Here is a 15,200-nt window from a genome sequence, read left to right on the forward strand (position 1 = left end):
CTAAACACCAAAAAACACATACACCAAAAGTGATTTTTAAAATAAGTCATTACATCTACCTCTTTTTATATCTCACCTTTCACACAACGCTGAAAGTATGGATAACTGTCCGTTGCATAGTAATGATAAATGCCTTCAGGAAATTCAGGTGTTACCCCAAAACGCCCATTACACTCGTCTAGATCTCCACTACCCGCCACGTATTCCCAATCCTGTGCAAAAGTGCCTAACGCATAAACTGAGGTAGATGGTCGATTGCTGCTAACATTTTCAACAAGCTGATAGCTACCTGTGATCACTTTGAGCGCGGACTGTGCATCATCTGCATCGCTATAACCATATCGCGCATAAATTGGAAAGCCATCTGCCGCCCAACCAATTAATGTCATGGTTGTGTCTGAACCACCGCGAAGTGCTATAAACCCTTCTGGCATGCCATGGTAATGATATGAGCCATCCGGTTGCACATGTGCGTTATTATCATCGGTACCAAAATCAAAGCTCGTTTGACCCAACGCTTCAATGCTCCAGCTTCCTGTATTCCCCACTAGCGAACAATCATTGCCAGAGTCATCACAGGAGCCAGCTGTATTGGCATCAATTTTTACACCATTCAAAACATAACCCGTTGCACCTCTTGGGCCACCGAGTGTTGAAGTGGTCTCAGTTTTTGTTGGTGTCAGCGAGTAACTGATCGACACTGACGTTTCACCGATCGTATTGGGATTGCCTGGATTTGGGAAAGTACCTGTTTGGTGGTCAGGAATGCCATTTGCAGTTAAGGTTCTTGCACTGCCTGTACAATTCCAATCGGCATTACTGGTTGCTTGAACCGATGCAGAGTCGTTAAACTCATTATGGAAATAATCACATAACACCCCATCGGTTGAGCCTGATGCCGTGGCCGTCCCATTATCAACACCACCTGAGCTATCAGTGCCACCACTTGTGTCACCTGAATTATCAGTGTTGGTATCACTCGTCGAGTCTGATGTTGAAGTGTTATTGCTGGTATCTGAAGTGCTAATGGTACTGCCTGATGTACTGGTATCTGCTGTGTTATTAACACTTTGCTGCGTCGTTGACTCAGTTTGCGTGTTATCACTACTACTAGAGCCACACCCTGTCAACATCAACATAGCTGCACTTGCTGTAAGTACAGATATGTTATGAACAATTGAACCTTGCTTCATTTCAAACACTCCCATAAGAATAAAACTGTCTCACCAAATGCGGTGAACTATTGCTGTTTTTTTAACTATAGGAGTTGATTGTGCAAACACTGTGCAATCAAATAAATAATTTACAACCCGATTTATTCAGGAATAAAATTAACGTTATGACTTGGAAAGTGTTGGATTTTCTTCGATTAAATTTACCATCGGAATAAAGAGAGGTTTTGGCAAGTTATCCCATGTAAACCATTGCCATTGCTTACATTTATGCGGCTCAAGAATGTGTGCTTCCCCTTCATCACATCGTGCTTCAACAAATATAGTGATGTAATGTTTATCTTCATGCTCAAAAATGTCATTAGTGAAACCGACTTGTTTGACATCAACAACAGATAGCCCTGTCTCTTCAAGCACTTCTCGAGCTGCACACGATTCGATACTCTCGCCAAATTCCAAGTGGCCACCAGGTGTTGCCCACGTGTTTGCGCCATGGGCCCCAATACGCTCACCCAATAAAACTTGATTGCCTCGTTTGATGATAACACCAACCCCGACTCGGACTACTTTGCTCATGGGATTTCCTTTTATAAATGAGTGGAGCTGAATTTTAAACTTATCAAAAGGTTAAGCAACAAAAATATAGAGAACGCCACAGTTGCAAATGATATTAATTTTCATTACCATTTAAAACTTCAATATGAGAGGCAAATTCACTGCTTTTTTGAACAAAGGATAACCATGTCAGCACAATTACTTACTCTAGTCTCATCTACTCACTCACCTTCGCTGACGATCAAATACAATCGTTTAATAGACAGTGCGCAAACCGCTTTCTTGTTTGGCCACCAAGAAAAAGCAGCAAATTGTTATCACGAAGCATTTAAAGTCAGTCTCAGAATATTACAACAACCAAGTGCAAATAGAGTATCGATTAACCGCATGGTAGAAGTATGCAATTACTGCTTTGATCACTGCCCCGTTTTCGACGACTCTGATGATGATTGCTTTTTAGAAGCGGCAGCAGATGCACTCAGTAACATAGTTAGAAGTCAAAAAGAATTAAAAATAAGAAAAAAAGCACTGGAAGGATTTAGACATATTGCGTGCTTAGCGTGTGAGCTGGTGCGCTTTAATCAAAGCATTCGTTGTCAGGTTATTATCGATCAATATGTTAGGTTAGAGTCAAGCCATGCTCGATGCCTTTCACACTAACTTCCAATTACTGGTAGGCTGTGTCTGGTCCCGACACAGCCTGTGTACTTAGTTAAAATTAACTGTATAGGCCCCTAAATAGGTCTGTTGAGTACCCACTTTTTTACTTAAACGACATTCTAAACTGTAAGCTGTGCCCACATCTCTATTACTATCTCCTATGGTACTTGCAGAGACAGACTGATATAAAAACCCTGGATAGCTAGATAAGGTAAAATCTTTCTTTAATAAAGTGGGCTTAGTTGCATAGTGCGACCAATGTCTGCGAACTAAACTACAATACACCGTGCGATGCGGTTGGTGCCAAATATCTAGCCCCTGAAACTTGAGCCCCACTTGGTTGCGAATGGGGCACCGGATAGTTAAGTCCTGAGTCGAGGATATATTTGTCACACCCGCTTCTTCAAATGCAATTTCACCATATGCGCCTACCTGCTTACACTCAGTTGGATCGACAGATATGCTTACTTGCGCACTTACTGCAAAAGACAGTAATAATCCTGATACTAATAATATATGTTTCATCATGTTTCCTTCATTTAAACCTTCACAACAAAATGATAATTACATAAAAATAACAACTAATTTATATTTTTTACATATAAAAACACACCAGCCATTCGTACAAACTATTAATGGCTTGTTTTCTACTTCTCTAAATTTGAAAGAGACTTTCACTCAAAGCAACAGGGCTGCTGAAATTTTTTGTGCAAAGAAATCTATAAATACGCGTGATTTTTGTGCGAGAAATCCTGTGTTGGGGTAAACAGCATAGATATCAGATTGATTTAATTTCCACTGCGGTAACACTTCAACGAGCGTCCCTTTTTGTAAATGGGAATAGGTAATAAAATCTGCCAGCAGCGCGATACCAGAACCATCTAACGCCGCAGCCAATAATGCTGACGCATCATCACACATGAGTGTGGGTGTAATCTCGACTTTTCTCGTGACCTTGTCTTTCGTTAATTGCCACTTTTTGCCTTGAGATAAATACGAGAAATGTAAACATTGATGGTTTTGTATATCGGCTGGCCACTGAGGAACGCCTGCTTGTGCTAAATAATCAGGCGAGGCAACCAAGCGTCGTATATTAGGGGCGATCCGTTTAGCGCGTAAACTTGAGTTACTTAAGGTCCCAATCCTTATTGCAACATCAAGATTCTGCTGCATTAAGTCCTCAAAATTATCCTTTTGAATAAGCTCTAATTTAAGTTTGGGATAACAACGTAAAAATTCTCCCAAATATGGACTAATATGCAAACGTCCAAATGTGTTAGGAATACTGACTCGCAAAGTGCCTCTTGGCTCACTATTTTCGCACGCCATATCTTGCTCGATAGAGTCCAATTGAGATAGCACACCAGAGTAAGCCTCTAAATATCGCTGTCCAGCTTCAGTGATATTGACTTGTCTTGTTGTACGCGTGAATAGCTGCGTTTTTAATATAGATTCGAGCTTTTTTATCCTGCGCCCAAGTGTCGACGGCGATAGCTCTAAAAGCTGAGCAGCAGCAACAAAGCTATCAGCTTGCGCTGTGGTCACAAATGTACTGTAAAGGCCCAGTAAACCTTCATCTTGATTATAGCGTGTCATGCAATTCACTTCCTTATCACACGGTGATTATCCTCATACCAATCTATTGTAAAGTGCATACAACTTCAAACAAACAGGTAAAAACATGCTAGAAGGAATTAAAGAACATGCATTTTTAGTCACTGGCGCAAGCGCAGGTATTGGACAAGCAACTGCGGTTTTGCTTACCAAACTGGGCGCCAAAGTAACTATTTTGGCAAGACGTGAAAATGAGCTATTGCAAACGTTAGAGATGATCAAACCCTATACGGATGACGCAAGTTATCTCGTCGCCGATATTAATCAGCACAACGTACACCACCAAGCAATCGAGCAAACAGTTGCAAAGTATGGACGGTTTGACGGTGCTTTTAATAATGTAGGTACTATCGGGAATTTCGCTCCGTTACTAGAACAATCAGAAGCCGACTTTGACCGCACTTTAACCACAAATACCAAATCTATATGGCTCGCTGTACAAGCTCAAGCTCGCTACTTTAAAGAACAGCAAAATGGCGGCGTTATCGTCAATACCTCTTCTTGGCTTGCTAACGGTGGGCTGATCGGGTCAACCTGCTACTCAGCGAGTAAAGGCGCGCTAGATGCTTTTATTCGCCCAGCGGCTCTTGAGTTAAGTCAATACGGGATACGGATCAATAATATCAACCCTGGAGGTATTGATACTCAAATGACACGAAAAGCATTTAATCATGATGAGACAGTACTTCAGAATTTTGCAAACCAGCACCCCAGAGGTTGCTTAGGTTCCTGTCTAGATGTTGCTAATACTGTTGCGTTTTTACTGAGCGATGCAGCTATGAACATCACGGGCCAATCCATTACTGTCGATGGTGGTTATGCCATTGCAGGTCAACGATAAAGGAATATTCTAATGACAAAACTAATGTTAATGACGCTTTTTTCACTATTCATGACAACCAGTGCACAAGCACAAAACATGAATAATATCAGCCAACGCGCGTATCGAGATGTCTTTGAACATACGCAATTATCAAAAAAAGAGCAGTCTCTTGTCTCTATCGCATTATTAATCGGCGCTAACCAAAAGCAACTCGCTGTGACAACAATTCAAGAGGCACTGAATGCCAAAACATTGACCCCTCAACAAATAATTTCATTACTTGCCCAGCTAACCAGTTATGTGGGGTTTCCAAAAATAGAGGCGATCACAGAGGGTTTACCGGAGAAAATACAAAAGGCGCAGATAAAATTGCCAAAAGATACAATAAATATACGCCATGCGGTGGGGAAAAAATATTATGAAAAGCTTGACCCAAAAGGCTATCAAGTCATAAACGCTGCGTTTGGAGATGCTGCCCCTCAGCTGGTCGCCACAACATACCCTTTATTTGGTGATGCTTTTTCCCACCAAGCACTTACAATTAGAGAAAAACAGTTAGTGACAGTCAGCTGTCTCACTGCACTTGGCAGTGCCCAGCCACAATTGAGTTTTCATGTTGGTACATCATTGCATGTTGGTTTAACCGCGAATACGCTCTATGATATCGCGACTATCAGTCAATATTACTCTGGCATGCCAAGTGCTTACAATCTAGCTCTTGCGATTAAACAACATACCGAGTCTCAAAAGCAAAACCCATATGCAGAATAAAAACCATGTGTCGCACTAATTTACTGCGGCACATGTTACTAAAGTTACTCACTTAAAGCCCATTTATAGCAAGCTTCACAGCTTTATTTTCAACCTCTGCTTGATCTTGCCCTTGCGCAAACACGGCTATGGTTTTAGGACTCTGCTGTTTAAAATGATGCACCGCAATGACACTCCCCGGCCCCATTCCTGTATGCCCCACAGTATGGAGACTATTATTATTATTACACATTAGCCCCAACCCAATTGCCGGATGAGTCCAAGGACGCTCGCCCACATCGACATTCAATGGCAGCACAGACTGCATTTGCGCAAGCGCTTGAGTACCCACAATATCTCCATTGAGTAAGTAATGTAAAAACAATGCCGCATCTTTCACCGTACCAGCTATCAAACCATGGTAACACCAGCTGGGTTCGTAATCATTAACACTGCCTTCTAGCAGCATAAAAGCCTGTTTATCTTTTACTAAGTGTGCACTGTTTAAACCCAGCTCTTTAACTAAGAGATCATGAATTAATGTTGCAAATTCCAAATCATAAAGTCGTTCTAATTGCTGGCGTAACAATAAATATCCTATATTCGAGTAACACCACCCGCCCCCTGGCTCATAGCGTAAAGTCTCTACATCTACTTTTTCAAATAGTGTATCTACTGACCAAGGTTTTTCATTATTTGCAACCGCTTGATGATACTCAGGTAAAAAAGAGTAATCTCCTAACCCTGAAGTGTGCTGTAGTAGCTGTCGATAAGTAAACGGCTTACCTGGACAGTTATCGTCTAAACCCAACTTACCCGAATCGCAAAGGCGCATAACCAAGGTAGCAATTACGGTTTTAGTAAAGCTCCACCAAGGCACTATCACACGGCTCTGTCCATATACCTTGCCAGTCTCATCGACCTTACTGCATATCATTGAATACTCCACGCTGAATTCACACTATCTTCTATGTATGACGATAGGCCCAAAATAAATTAAGTGTGCTAGATTTAGTTTTACGCAAGGGTAAGTGCATTTTCAATTTCGACGCAATTCGTTAAATTGAGTACAACCCCATAATAATATTAAAATTATAGTATTATCATGAAATTATCTCACTTATGCTTTTATTGCTCTGTTGAGAATGTTAGTTTAATCACCAATTTAAAGTGATAGCTCAATAATGATAGGCCGAAAACAATGACTCAAGATACCAAAATTTCTAATATTCTCGTTGTTTGCATGGGCAATATTTGTCGCTCACCTACTATGGAAGCGGTATTAAAAGCCAAAATCAAAGCCAAAGGGTTATCTGTAAATATCGACTCGGCTGGTACCATTAATTACCATGAAGGTAATGCACCTGATAGACGCAGTGTAAAAGCAGGTGAACGTCGAGGCTATCGCTTTTCAAACATACGCTCGAGACAAGTGCGTCCAGAAGACTTTGAGGTATTTGACCTCATTCTATGTGCCGATAAATTGAATTTTGAAGACCTTAAATCAGTTTGCTCACCACAGTACCAATATAAAATCCAATTATTTTTAGACTACGCTCATGACGAGGTAAAGGAAGTGCCTGATCCCTATTACGGTGAAGGAGATGGATTCGAACTGGTTTTAGATCTCATAGAAAGGGCGAGTGATAACATTATTAAGCGGCTGTTAACTGCTTAAATTATAAAACACCATCATACAGTCTGTTACAAAATGCAAAAAAAGCGGGCTAGACGTCCACATCCAATATACCCACAATAAAAATATACTAATAATAAGCCGATGCTTAAGGAAAAGAGATGAAAGAGTTGTCCATCGTTTTAATCGGAGATTTTGATCCAACAGTCCCAGCTCACCAAGGGATCCCGCTCTCGGTAGACATTGCCGCGGAAGACCTCAAACTAAAAGTTACCGCGACTTGGCTTGGCACGGATAAAGTGCAAGACACAGATCTATCTCAATTTGACGGTATTTGGTGCGTACCTAAAACCCCTTATGTCGACCCAGAAGGCGCACTTAGAGCGATCCGCTACGCAAGAGAAAACTTAATTCCATTTTTGGGTACCTGTGGTGGCTTTCAACATGTTGTTGTTGAGTATGCGAGAAATGTCATTGGTTGGTCAGACGCGGCACACGGAGAATCAGAGCCAGACGCCAAGCGGCAAGTCATATCGCCTTTAAGCTGTGCCTTGGTTGAAACAACTGAGACAATCAATCTGTTTGCTCAAAGCCAATTAGCCAGTATTTATGGCTCTTTGACAATTCAGGAAGGATACCGATGCCGCTATGGTTTAAATACAGCTTTTCGTGAAGCCCTACTTCAAGGCCCTTTAGTTGCTTCAGCAGACGACGATACAACTGAAATTCGCGCTGTAGAGTTGACAATACACCCGTTTTTTATTGCCACACTTTTCCAGCCAGAGCGCGCAGCATTGAGTGACAAACGCTCACCTCTTATTGCTGCATTTGTTAATGCCTGTGCGCAAAATCAAGGTTTATAAGCCTAATGGTTAGATACGCTTGCCTTTTTGAGCTTGATTAGGTAAAAAACCACCTCATTAACTGGAGGTGTGACTTGTCTGACTTTGACATTGAAAACATATATGCGCAAATAGCTGATGATTTGCGCTCAACCGGCTTAAGCATTATCGAAAATGCCGTTGACCCCAAAATTATTCAAGCGCTCAATGCCCGCATTGCAAGTTTAGAAGAAGATACTTTTCAAACTGCAGGGATTGGTCGTCAAAGTGACCACGAAAAAAATGCCCAGATCAGACGAGATAAAATTCGTTGGCTTGAAAGAGGCAATGCACAAGAGGCCGGCTATCTAGATGCGATGGATGAATTAAAAAACTACTTAAACCGCCGTTTATTCATGGGCCTCTTCAGCTATGAGAGTCACTTTGCCCATTACGAAGAAGGTGCCTTTTACAAGAAGCATCTCGATGCATTTAAAGGTAAAGCAAACCGTGTTCTCACCACTGTTTTCTACTTAAATGATGATTGGCAAGACAAGGATGGCGGTGAACTCGTCATCTATCAAGCAGAAGATCATGACAAAGAGTTGTGCAGAGTAGTGCCAAAACAAGGCACTCTTGTTACTTTTTTAAGTGACGAGTTTCCTCATGAAGTTTTACCGGCAAATAAATCAAGGTATTCAATTGCAGGGTGGTTCAGAATAAATGCAAGTACCGCAGCACATATTGACCCACCTCGTTAATTTACTTCGACCATAAATCATTTCTAAATAGAGTGTAAAAGATGTACCTATTTTATTTACACTCTACTTTTGATTACAAAATTTAACTACCAAGTCACCGCTAATGCCGATATCTTGGCAAAAAAGTCGAGGGAAAATGTCATGTATAAATTTCTGCTATCTATTTTGGTATTAAGTATGATGTCTGGTTGTTTATTTGTATCAAAAGAAGTGCATTATTATGATGAACAGTGCCATATTACAAAGCGCAAACATGTACTAAGCACGGAACAAATGGCTTCGATTGGCAATTGCTCAGGTAAAGCATGTGCAATGGTTATGGCCGGTGCCGGTATCGTCTCCGCTGCAAGCCTCGTTGTATCTGGCACAGTTGTTGTAACTCAAAACACCCTCTCTTGGCTTGAGCAGAGTAAGGGATGTAAAAAACTAGACGCGACAAACCTTGAGAAAAGAAGCAAAACCTAATTCGGTAAAATAAGCTCAACCGATAACCCTCCTCTTGCTCTATTACGAATACTGATCTGACCGTTGTGTGCGTCAGTGATTTCTCGGCACAGCGCCAGTCCGAGCCCCGTTCCGCTGGATTTGGTTGAATAAAACGGCAGTAGAGCATTGGTCAACACTGCTTCACTCATGCCGGGACCTCTGTCTGAAATCGTGATTTTAATGCCTTCATTGATTGAATAAATGCTCAGCGCTATCGCATCAGTATCAGTCCCTGACTCATGGGCGTTTTTTAACAGATTAATTAGAAGTTGCTCCAGCTGCCCTTTATCTGCTGATATCACCTCGATATCACATGACACTGAGCATGGCCACTGCATTTGCAACGCATCCAATAAAGGAGCGATCATAATAGGCTTGATGTGTGGTGCAGGTAGCTTAGCAAACGTGCCATAACCTTGAATAAACTCACATAAATGCTCAATGCGTTCATCAATCGTGCTGAACACGCGATTGAGTCGCGCTTCATCAAGCTTTTTGGCAATGATTTTACCACTGTGCAGCATGGATGAAATGGGCCCTAGAGAGTTGTTCAACTCATGACTGATGACACGAATTACTTTTTTCCATACAGCCACTTCTTGACGATTGAGCTCTCTGGTCAATTGTTTGAAAATAAATAAATTATGTGGCTGATTGTTCAATAACAATTTGCCGACCGTGCTGTGCCACATTTGCTCCTCACCTACAGGCATAGTAACCGTCACTAAGCCATCAGACGCATGCTCCATGGCGTCAAAAATCTCTTTCGGTATGCCTTTTGATAGGCTACTAAGCGACCTTCCCTCTAGTGCAGTGGCGCTGCCAATCAGTTGCTGTGCACTTGGATTGGCAAATACTATGATCCCCTTTTCATCCATTAAAAGTAAGGCCTGAGGTGCACTTTGTAGCATTTTATCCAACATCATTTCTCGTTGATAAAGCCACTGCTTTTCGTTTCGTAATTGCTTCGCGGTTTCATTGTATAAGTGACACAAATCTCCAAAGCTGTCTTTTGACTGGTAGGCTAATTGATTCGAAAAGTCACCGTCTTTAAAGTTCAAAAGACCAATCTGAAGGGCATCCAATGCTTGTAAGAATGAGCTAAAAGATAAACGTAACAATACACAGGTAAGTATCCAGCTAGACACAGCAGTCAAAAACCATATTGACCAAGAAACAAAAAATGCCACGGGTAAGCTCGCCAATAGCGTGCTTATGGCAATGGCGATACAGGCTTTTTTAGTTAACGCCTTTTGGGTATTTTCCATCAATAGTCGATTCCGTGCTTTTGCAAACGCCGATATAAAGCTTGGCGACTCATACCAAACTGTCTCGCTACCTTGGCTATCACCCCTTCGCATTGATGCATTGCCTGCTGTAATTCTTGCTTTGAAGGTTCATAATTTTTTATTGGCGCAGACTGTGTCTGAACTTGGATTAGGCCAAAATCTGCGGCATCTAACTCGCCTTGTGGCTTTAAAACGCCAGCTCGCTTACAGGCGTTTTCAAGTTCCCTCACATTACCTGGCCAACTGTGGGCACAAAGCGCTTTTTCCGCGCTCAATGACAACACTCTTTCTGGTAAGAAGTGATTTACCAAAGGGATGATGTCATCTGTTCTTTGCTTTAAGCTAGGTAGATTAATCTCAATCACATTTAATCGATAATATAAGTCTTCACGAAAACGTCCAGCAGCAATATCATTTAATAATTGCGCATTGGTTGCCGATATAACGCGTACATTTACCTTGCGTGTTTCAACCGAGCCAAGCCGTTCAAACTCACCAGTTTGCAACACACGAAGCAGTTTCATCTGGCCTGATAACGGCAGGTTACCAATCTCATCTAAAAATAATGTGCCGCCATCGGCAGCTTCAAATCGACCTATGCGCTGCTTATTCGCCCCTGTATAAGCGCCCGCTTCTGCGCCAAATAATTCAGCTTCAATCAGGCTATCAGGCAAAGCCCCTGCGTTTACACGAATAAAAGGCTGATTGACTAACCGAGAGTTTGCTTGAATGATTTCGGCGACCTTTTCTTTACCACTGCCATTTGCGCCTGTAATAAGTACCGACACATCCGACTTGGCTACTTGCAGTGCCATTTCAACAGCGCGCTGCATCGCAACGCTTTTATATATTAAGCCGCATAATTGCGCATCTGCGTTAAAGTCCGCCCGCTCTTGTGCTTGACGATGGAGTTGCTGACTATCTTGGCTGGCTTTGCCAAGAGCAATGAGATTAGCGACACTTATCAGCAGCTTTTCATCATTCCAAGGCTTTGCCAGATAATCCGCAGCGCCCGCCTTGACTAAAGAGATAGCCATCTCCAGCTCTGTCCACGCCGTTAAAAGGATAATGGGCAAATTAGGATTGAGAGTGCGAAGCTGATAAAACAGCGCTTTGCCCTCCTCACCAGAGGTCGTATCCGCAGAAAAATTCATATCTTGAATGGCTAAATCAATGCGCTGATAACGCACAATTTGCTCCGCTTCAAAAGAAGATGAAGCAAGCGCCACTTGATAGTCATGTAGTTCAAAAAGTAGTGACAATGACTGCAAAACCGCAGGATTATCATCAATGATCAGTATTTTATCCATGTGCTTATTTTTATTATGTTACACCCCAATGAGTGTAACATAATATCGTTCCGGCTTTACTTTAAATACTGCGTGTCGCGACACTTGGCGAAATATTCGCCGCACGCTGAGCTGGCACAAATACCGCAACCAAACTCATCACTATCATCGCTATCGCTGTTAATAGAATAGACATCCCCTCTAGAGGTGGCACATCATAAATACCCATTAACTTTCGTCCAAGCAACAATGCACCGACAACACCTATCAACATACCAAGCGAGGTCACCACCATATTCTCCAATAAAAAATGCTTGAAGATGGTTGATTTTCGAGCGCCTAACGCACGCCTTGTACCTATCTGTTTGGTGCGCTTGCTGATATTAAAATGTGTTAGGCCAAAAATACCGAGTGCCGTAATGACCCCTAAAAAGACCACTATCGAGATAAGCATCTTGATCATCAACCTATCACTGGCATAGGTATCGGCTTTTGATTTATCCAGTGCTTTAACATCCATAACCACGCGTCCACGACTTAATTCCAATAGCAGAGGTTCAATCTTGTTCATGACTTCTGCACGTTGGTGCTCTGTTGTCTTAACAACAAACTTCTGATATGCCGTGCTGTCTTGCAATGGTAGAAGCACCAAATTGTCGGCAATGTTTGATTTAGGCCACTGACTTTTAATGGTATCAATAATACCGATAACTTTAGCCGCATTGTTGCCACTATATATGGTTTCGTTTAAACCCTTGCCTTCCCCAAATAGCGCATTGGCCACAGCTCTGCTCACAATAGCAACGGTTGGATACTCTTTTTTTCTATCATACACAACGTCGTTTTCGGTAAAGTTGCGACCTTCAGTTACCTCAAGCCCCAGAGCACCGATCAAGGTATGATTGCCATATAGGTAACCTGAATCCACAGACTTACCTTTGAGTTCATCAGGATCCGTACTGAGCGCCCAAGCCCCGCCGCTTCGAGTCAATGGCACCGAACTCACCGCCAACGCCTCTATCACCCCAGGTAGATCTTTTAATTTTTGAATATCTTCATCAAACTGCTTTGCCTTATCAATGCGCTTATCATACGTCACAACAAGGTATGAAATAATACTTTGCTCATCGTAACCCGTTTGCTGATTCATCTTTTCCAATCTGTCGAACACAATCGACATGGCATTACTGACCAGTGCAAGCGTAATTGCGATTTGTAATACTAACAATATCGCCCCTGTTTTAGAGCGCTTTAATGCACTTAATATCGGTTTAATTTCTGACATATTCCGCACTCCTTTACTGTACTTTTAAATGTGTTGCTGGAGAGGTTTTACACACCACCCAAGCTGGAAATAACCCTGCAATTAAGCAAGCTAAGATGGAGATAACTGGAGCAACCAGCAGCATTTTCCAATCCATTATCGCGATTAAGTCATACCCGCTCATAGTACCTCGAATGCCAGCAAGGCCGACTTGGGCCAGCAATACCCCCACAATTGAACCAAGCAGCCCAAGTAATGCGACCTCAACTAAATGCTGACTAAATATCTGTGTTTTACTGGCACCAAGTGCACGTCTAACCCCTGCATCCGGTGCGCGTTTCATAAATTTTGCCAGCAACAGACCTAAAATATTGGCGACGCACACAGCCAAAAACATAAAGCTCAAACCGACAAGGATTTTATTGTCTGAGCTAACTACATAGTTATATTCCAGCCACTGCGGCACCGTTTTAAGATTGTAATCAAGCGCCTTTCTATTGAATCGGCCAAGCTTTTGCTGCTCTGTCATATAATCCATGACGAATTGCCCATACATGCGCTTTTGCGATTCTGAATCAAACTCGACCCAAAATTGCAACCATACGTTTTCCGAGTTTAAAAAGTCCTCAAATGAATCAATATCCTCACTTTTCCAGCCATTGGTGTTGCCCCAGCTTGGCACCTTGTACGCTTCGATATGAGTAAAAGGCACAAATACTTGCTCCGACGCCTCAAAAGGATCATTATTTACATCGTAGAATTTAACTGTGGGCTGAAAAGTTTTTGTTACGCCAACCACTTCATGTAGGCGTTCACCTAAATATATTGACTCTCCAAGCACATCTGTTTTTCCAAACAGCTTTTTTGCGAGATCTTCACTTATCACAGCAACCAGTGCAGCTTGCTCACTTTGAGACGCACTCCATACATTACCGTGCAAAAAAGGCACATCAAACAGTTCAAAAAAGTGGCGACTGGTTACCCGTAAACTCTGAATAAAGGGCACACTGTCAGGTCTGTCAATGTGCACAGCAGCGCCGGACTTGACCATAGCGACCCGTTTTTCCTGCGGTGAGTTTTCGAGTAAATATTTGGCATCCGGATAAGTTAACTGCAAAGGCACATCATCTTCTGTCCGCCATGTATAGCCATCATCTAGTATTTGCAATTGTACAGCGTGTAACTTGTCACTTTTGTGTGCAATGGGGTCTGCACTCATCATGTGATAAACGGAGAGTGTCGTCATAGTGACGCCGATACCTATGCCAATAGCGATAATCATCAACATACTGACAAACGGTGTTTGCTTGATATTTCGCCAAGCCAAATCACAATAATGTAGCAACATATTAAGCCCCTACTGTTTTGCCGGTTGTCTCGCGCGCCACATGCCCACCTTGATAAAGCGTAAAGTCAGCAACCTGCCCATCTACAATCTGAATATTTCGTGGTGTTCTTCTAGCAAGCTCTTGGTCGTGCGTCACCATCACAATGGTGGTACCGGATTGATTTAACTCTTCAAGCAATGTCATGACTTGTCTTGCCATTAAGCTATCCAGGTTACCAGTTGGCTCATCAGCGAGTAAAAAGCGCGGCTCTCCTGCCAATGCACGTGCAATTGCAACACGCTGCTGTTGCCCACCGGAGAGCTGCTGAGGCAAGTGACGCGCTCGACCTGCTAAGCCCACTTGCTCAAGGCATTGTTCAACACGCTTTTTGCGCTCTTTAGCCTTAATGCCGCGATAGCGCAAAGGCACTTCAATGTTTTCAAACAAATCCAGATCAGGGATGAGATTGAAGCCTTGGAAAATAAATCCTATTTTTTGATTACGTAAATCTGAGCGCTGATTATCATTGAGTTTACCGATATCAATGCCATCTAAGGTATATTGACCTGATGAGTATGGCTCTAGGAGACCTGCAATATTCAAAAACGTTGTTTTACCAGAACCTGATGGCCCCGTAACCGCAATAAACTCGCCTTCTTCAACAGTTAAATTAAACTCTCTCAGTGCCTGTGTTTGAACCATTTCAGTTTGGTAAAGCTTTCCAATATTTTGCATACGTAGCATGATATGTT

17 protein-coding genes are annotated in these 15,200 nt (G+C 42.3%); 7 read left to right on the forward strand and 10 right to left on the reverse strand.

The window, feature by feature from the left end; translation table 11 throughout:
* Positions 1–65: 65 nt before the first annotated feature.
* Positions 66–1,193, reverse strand: coding sequence for a YHYH protein (locus JF50_RS09415; RefSeq protein ID WP_039609184.1), 1,128 nt, complete (start codon positions 1,191–1,193; stop codon positions 66–68).
* Between the two features lie 144 nt (positions 1,194–1,337).
* Positions 1,338–1,748, reverse strand: a complete 411-nt coding sequence (locus JF50_RS09420; protein WP_039609185.1) for a nucleotide triphosphate diphosphatase NUDT15 — start codon at positions 1,746–1,748, stop codon at positions 1,338–1,340.
* A 165-nt stretch (positions 1,749–1,913) separates the two neighbouring features.
* Between JF50_RS09420 and JF50_RS09425 the strand changes: the two genes are divergently transcribed.
* On the forward strand, positions 1,914–2,387 hold the full coding sequence (locus JF50_RS09425; protein WP_039609186.1) for a hypothetical protein: 474 nt from the start codon (positions 1,914–1,916) through the stop codon (positions 2,385–2,387).
* A 48-nt stretch (positions 2,388–2,435) separates the two neighbouring features.
* Here JF50_RS09425 and JF50_RS09430 read toward each other — a convergent pair whose 3' ends face one another.
* A complete protein-coding gene (locus JF50_RS09430) occupies positions 2,436–2,915 on the reverse strand; it encodes a hypothetical protein (protein WP_152614497.1) in 480 nt (159 codons plus the stop codon).
* Between the two features lie 150 nt (positions 2,916–3,065).
* Entirely contained in the window at positions 3,066–3,983 is a 918-nt protein-coding gene (locus tag JF50_RS09435; RefSeq protein WP_052262216.1) for a LysR family transcriptional regulator, read from the reverse strand.
* A gap of 85 nt (positions 3,984–4,068) precedes the next feature.
* Here JF50_RS09435 and JF50_RS09440 point away from each other — a divergent pair, with 85 nt between their 5' ends.
* Together JF50_RS09440 and JF50_RS09445 are read left to right on the forward strand one after the other, a co-directional pair.
* Entirely contained in the window at positions 4,069–4,842 is a 774-nt protein-coding gene (locus tag JF50_RS09440; protein WP_039609188.1) for an SDR family NAD(P)-dependent oxidoreductase, read from the forward strand.
* Positions 4,843–4,854: 12 nt separating this feature from the next.
* Complete coding sequence (locus JF50_RS09445; RefSeq protein ID WP_039609189.1) at positions 4,855–5,595, forward strand: carboxymuconolactone decarboxylase family protein; 741 nt, start codon at positions 4,855–4,857, stop codon at positions 5,593–5,595.
* A 52-nt stretch (positions 5,596–5,647) separates the two neighbouring features.
* Here JF50_RS09445 and JF50_RS09450 read toward each other — a convergent pair whose 3' ends face one another.
* Complete coding sequence (locus JF50_RS09450; RefSeq protein ID WP_052262217.1) at positions 5,648–6,511, reverse strand: serine hydrolase domain-containing protein; 864 nt, start codon at positions 6,509–6,511, stop codon at positions 5,648–5,650.
* Positions 6,512–6,775: 264 nt separating this feature from the next.
* On the opposite strand from JF50_RS09450, the gene JF50_RS09455 reads away from it, so the two are divergent.
* The 4 genes from JF50_RS09455 to JF50_RS09470 all read left to right on the forward strand — a co-directional run bounded on the left by JF50_RS09455 (position 6,776) and on the right by JF50_RS09470 (position 9,257).
* Positions 6,776–7,252 (forward strand): low molecular weight protein-tyrosine-phosphatase, encoded by a 477-nt coding sequence (locus JF50_RS09455; protein WP_039609190.1) that lies wholly within the window; start codon positions 6,776–6,778, stop codon positions 7,250–7,252.
* A gap of 119 nt (positions 7,253–7,371) precedes the next feature.
* Positions 7,372–8,073 (forward strand): CTP synthase, encoded by a 702-nt coding sequence (locus JF50_RS09460; RefSeq protein WP_039609191.1) that lies wholly within the window; start codon positions 7,372–7,374, stop codon positions 8,071–8,073.
* Positions 8,074–8,147: 74 nt separating this feature from the next.
* Positions 8,148–8,792 (forward strand): 2OG-Fe(II) oxygenase, encoded by a 645-nt coding sequence (locus tag JF50_RS09465; RefSeq protein ID WP_039609192.1) that lies wholly within the window; start codon positions 8,148–8,150, stop codon positions 8,790–8,792.
* Positions 8,793–8,933: 141 nt separating this feature from the next.
* Positions 8,934–9,257 (forward strand): hypothetical protein, encoded by a 324-nt coding sequence (locus JF50_RS09470; RefSeq protein WP_039609193.1) that lies wholly within the window; start codon positions 8,934–8,936, stop codon positions 9,255–9,257.
* On the opposite strand, the gene JF50_RS09475 is transcribed toward JF50_RS09470, so the two are convergent.
* The 5 genes from JF50_RS09475 to JF50_RS09495 all read right to left on the reverse strand — a co-directional run bounded on the left by JF50_RS09475 (position 9,254) and on the right by JF50_RS09495 (position 15,192).
* The gene (locus JF50_RS09475; RefSeq protein ID WP_039609194.1) at positions 9,254–10,546 is read right to left on the reverse strand and encodes a sensor histidine kinase; all 1,293 of its coding nucleotides are present in this window, start codon (positions 10,544–10,546) and stop codon (positions 9,254–9,256) included. The two genes, JF50_RS09470 and JF50_RS09475, sit on opposite strands and share 4 nt — an antisense overlap.
* Positions 10,546–11,877 (reverse strand): sigma-54-dependent transcriptional regulator, encoded by a 1,332-nt coding sequence (locus JF50_RS09480; RefSeq protein ID WP_039609195.1) that lies wholly within the window; start codon positions 11,875–11,877, stop codon positions 10,546–10,548. Before JF50_RS09480 ends, JF50_RS09475 begins: the two co-directional genes overlap by 1 nt.
* 61 nt (positions 11,878–11,938) lie before the next feature.
* Positions 11,939–13,141, reverse strand: a complete 1,203-nt coding sequence (locus tag JF50_RS09485; RefSeq protein ID WP_039609196.1) for an ABC transporter permease — start codon at positions 13,139–13,141, stop codon at positions 11,939–11,941.
* Between the two features lie 13 nt (positions 13,142–13,154).
* Positions 13,155–14,468 (reverse strand): ABC transporter permease, encoded by a 1,314-nt coding sequence (locus JF50_RS09490; RefSeq protein WP_039609197.1) that lies wholly within the window; start codon positions 14,466–14,468, stop codon positions 13,155–13,157.
* Between the two features lies 1 nt (position 14,469).
* Entirely contained in the window at positions 14,470–15,192 is a 723-nt protein-coding gene (locus JF50_RS09495; protein ID WP_039609198.1) for an ABC transporter ATP-binding protein, read from the reverse strand.
* Positions 15,193–15,200 lie beyond the last annotated feature (8 nt).

The organism is Pseudoalteromonas luteoviolacea (assembly GCF_000814765.1).
Taxonomy (GTDB): Bacteria; Pseudomonadota; Gammaproteobacteria; order Enterobacterales; family Alteromonadaceae; genus Pseudoalteromonas; species Pseudoalteromonas luteoviolacea_H.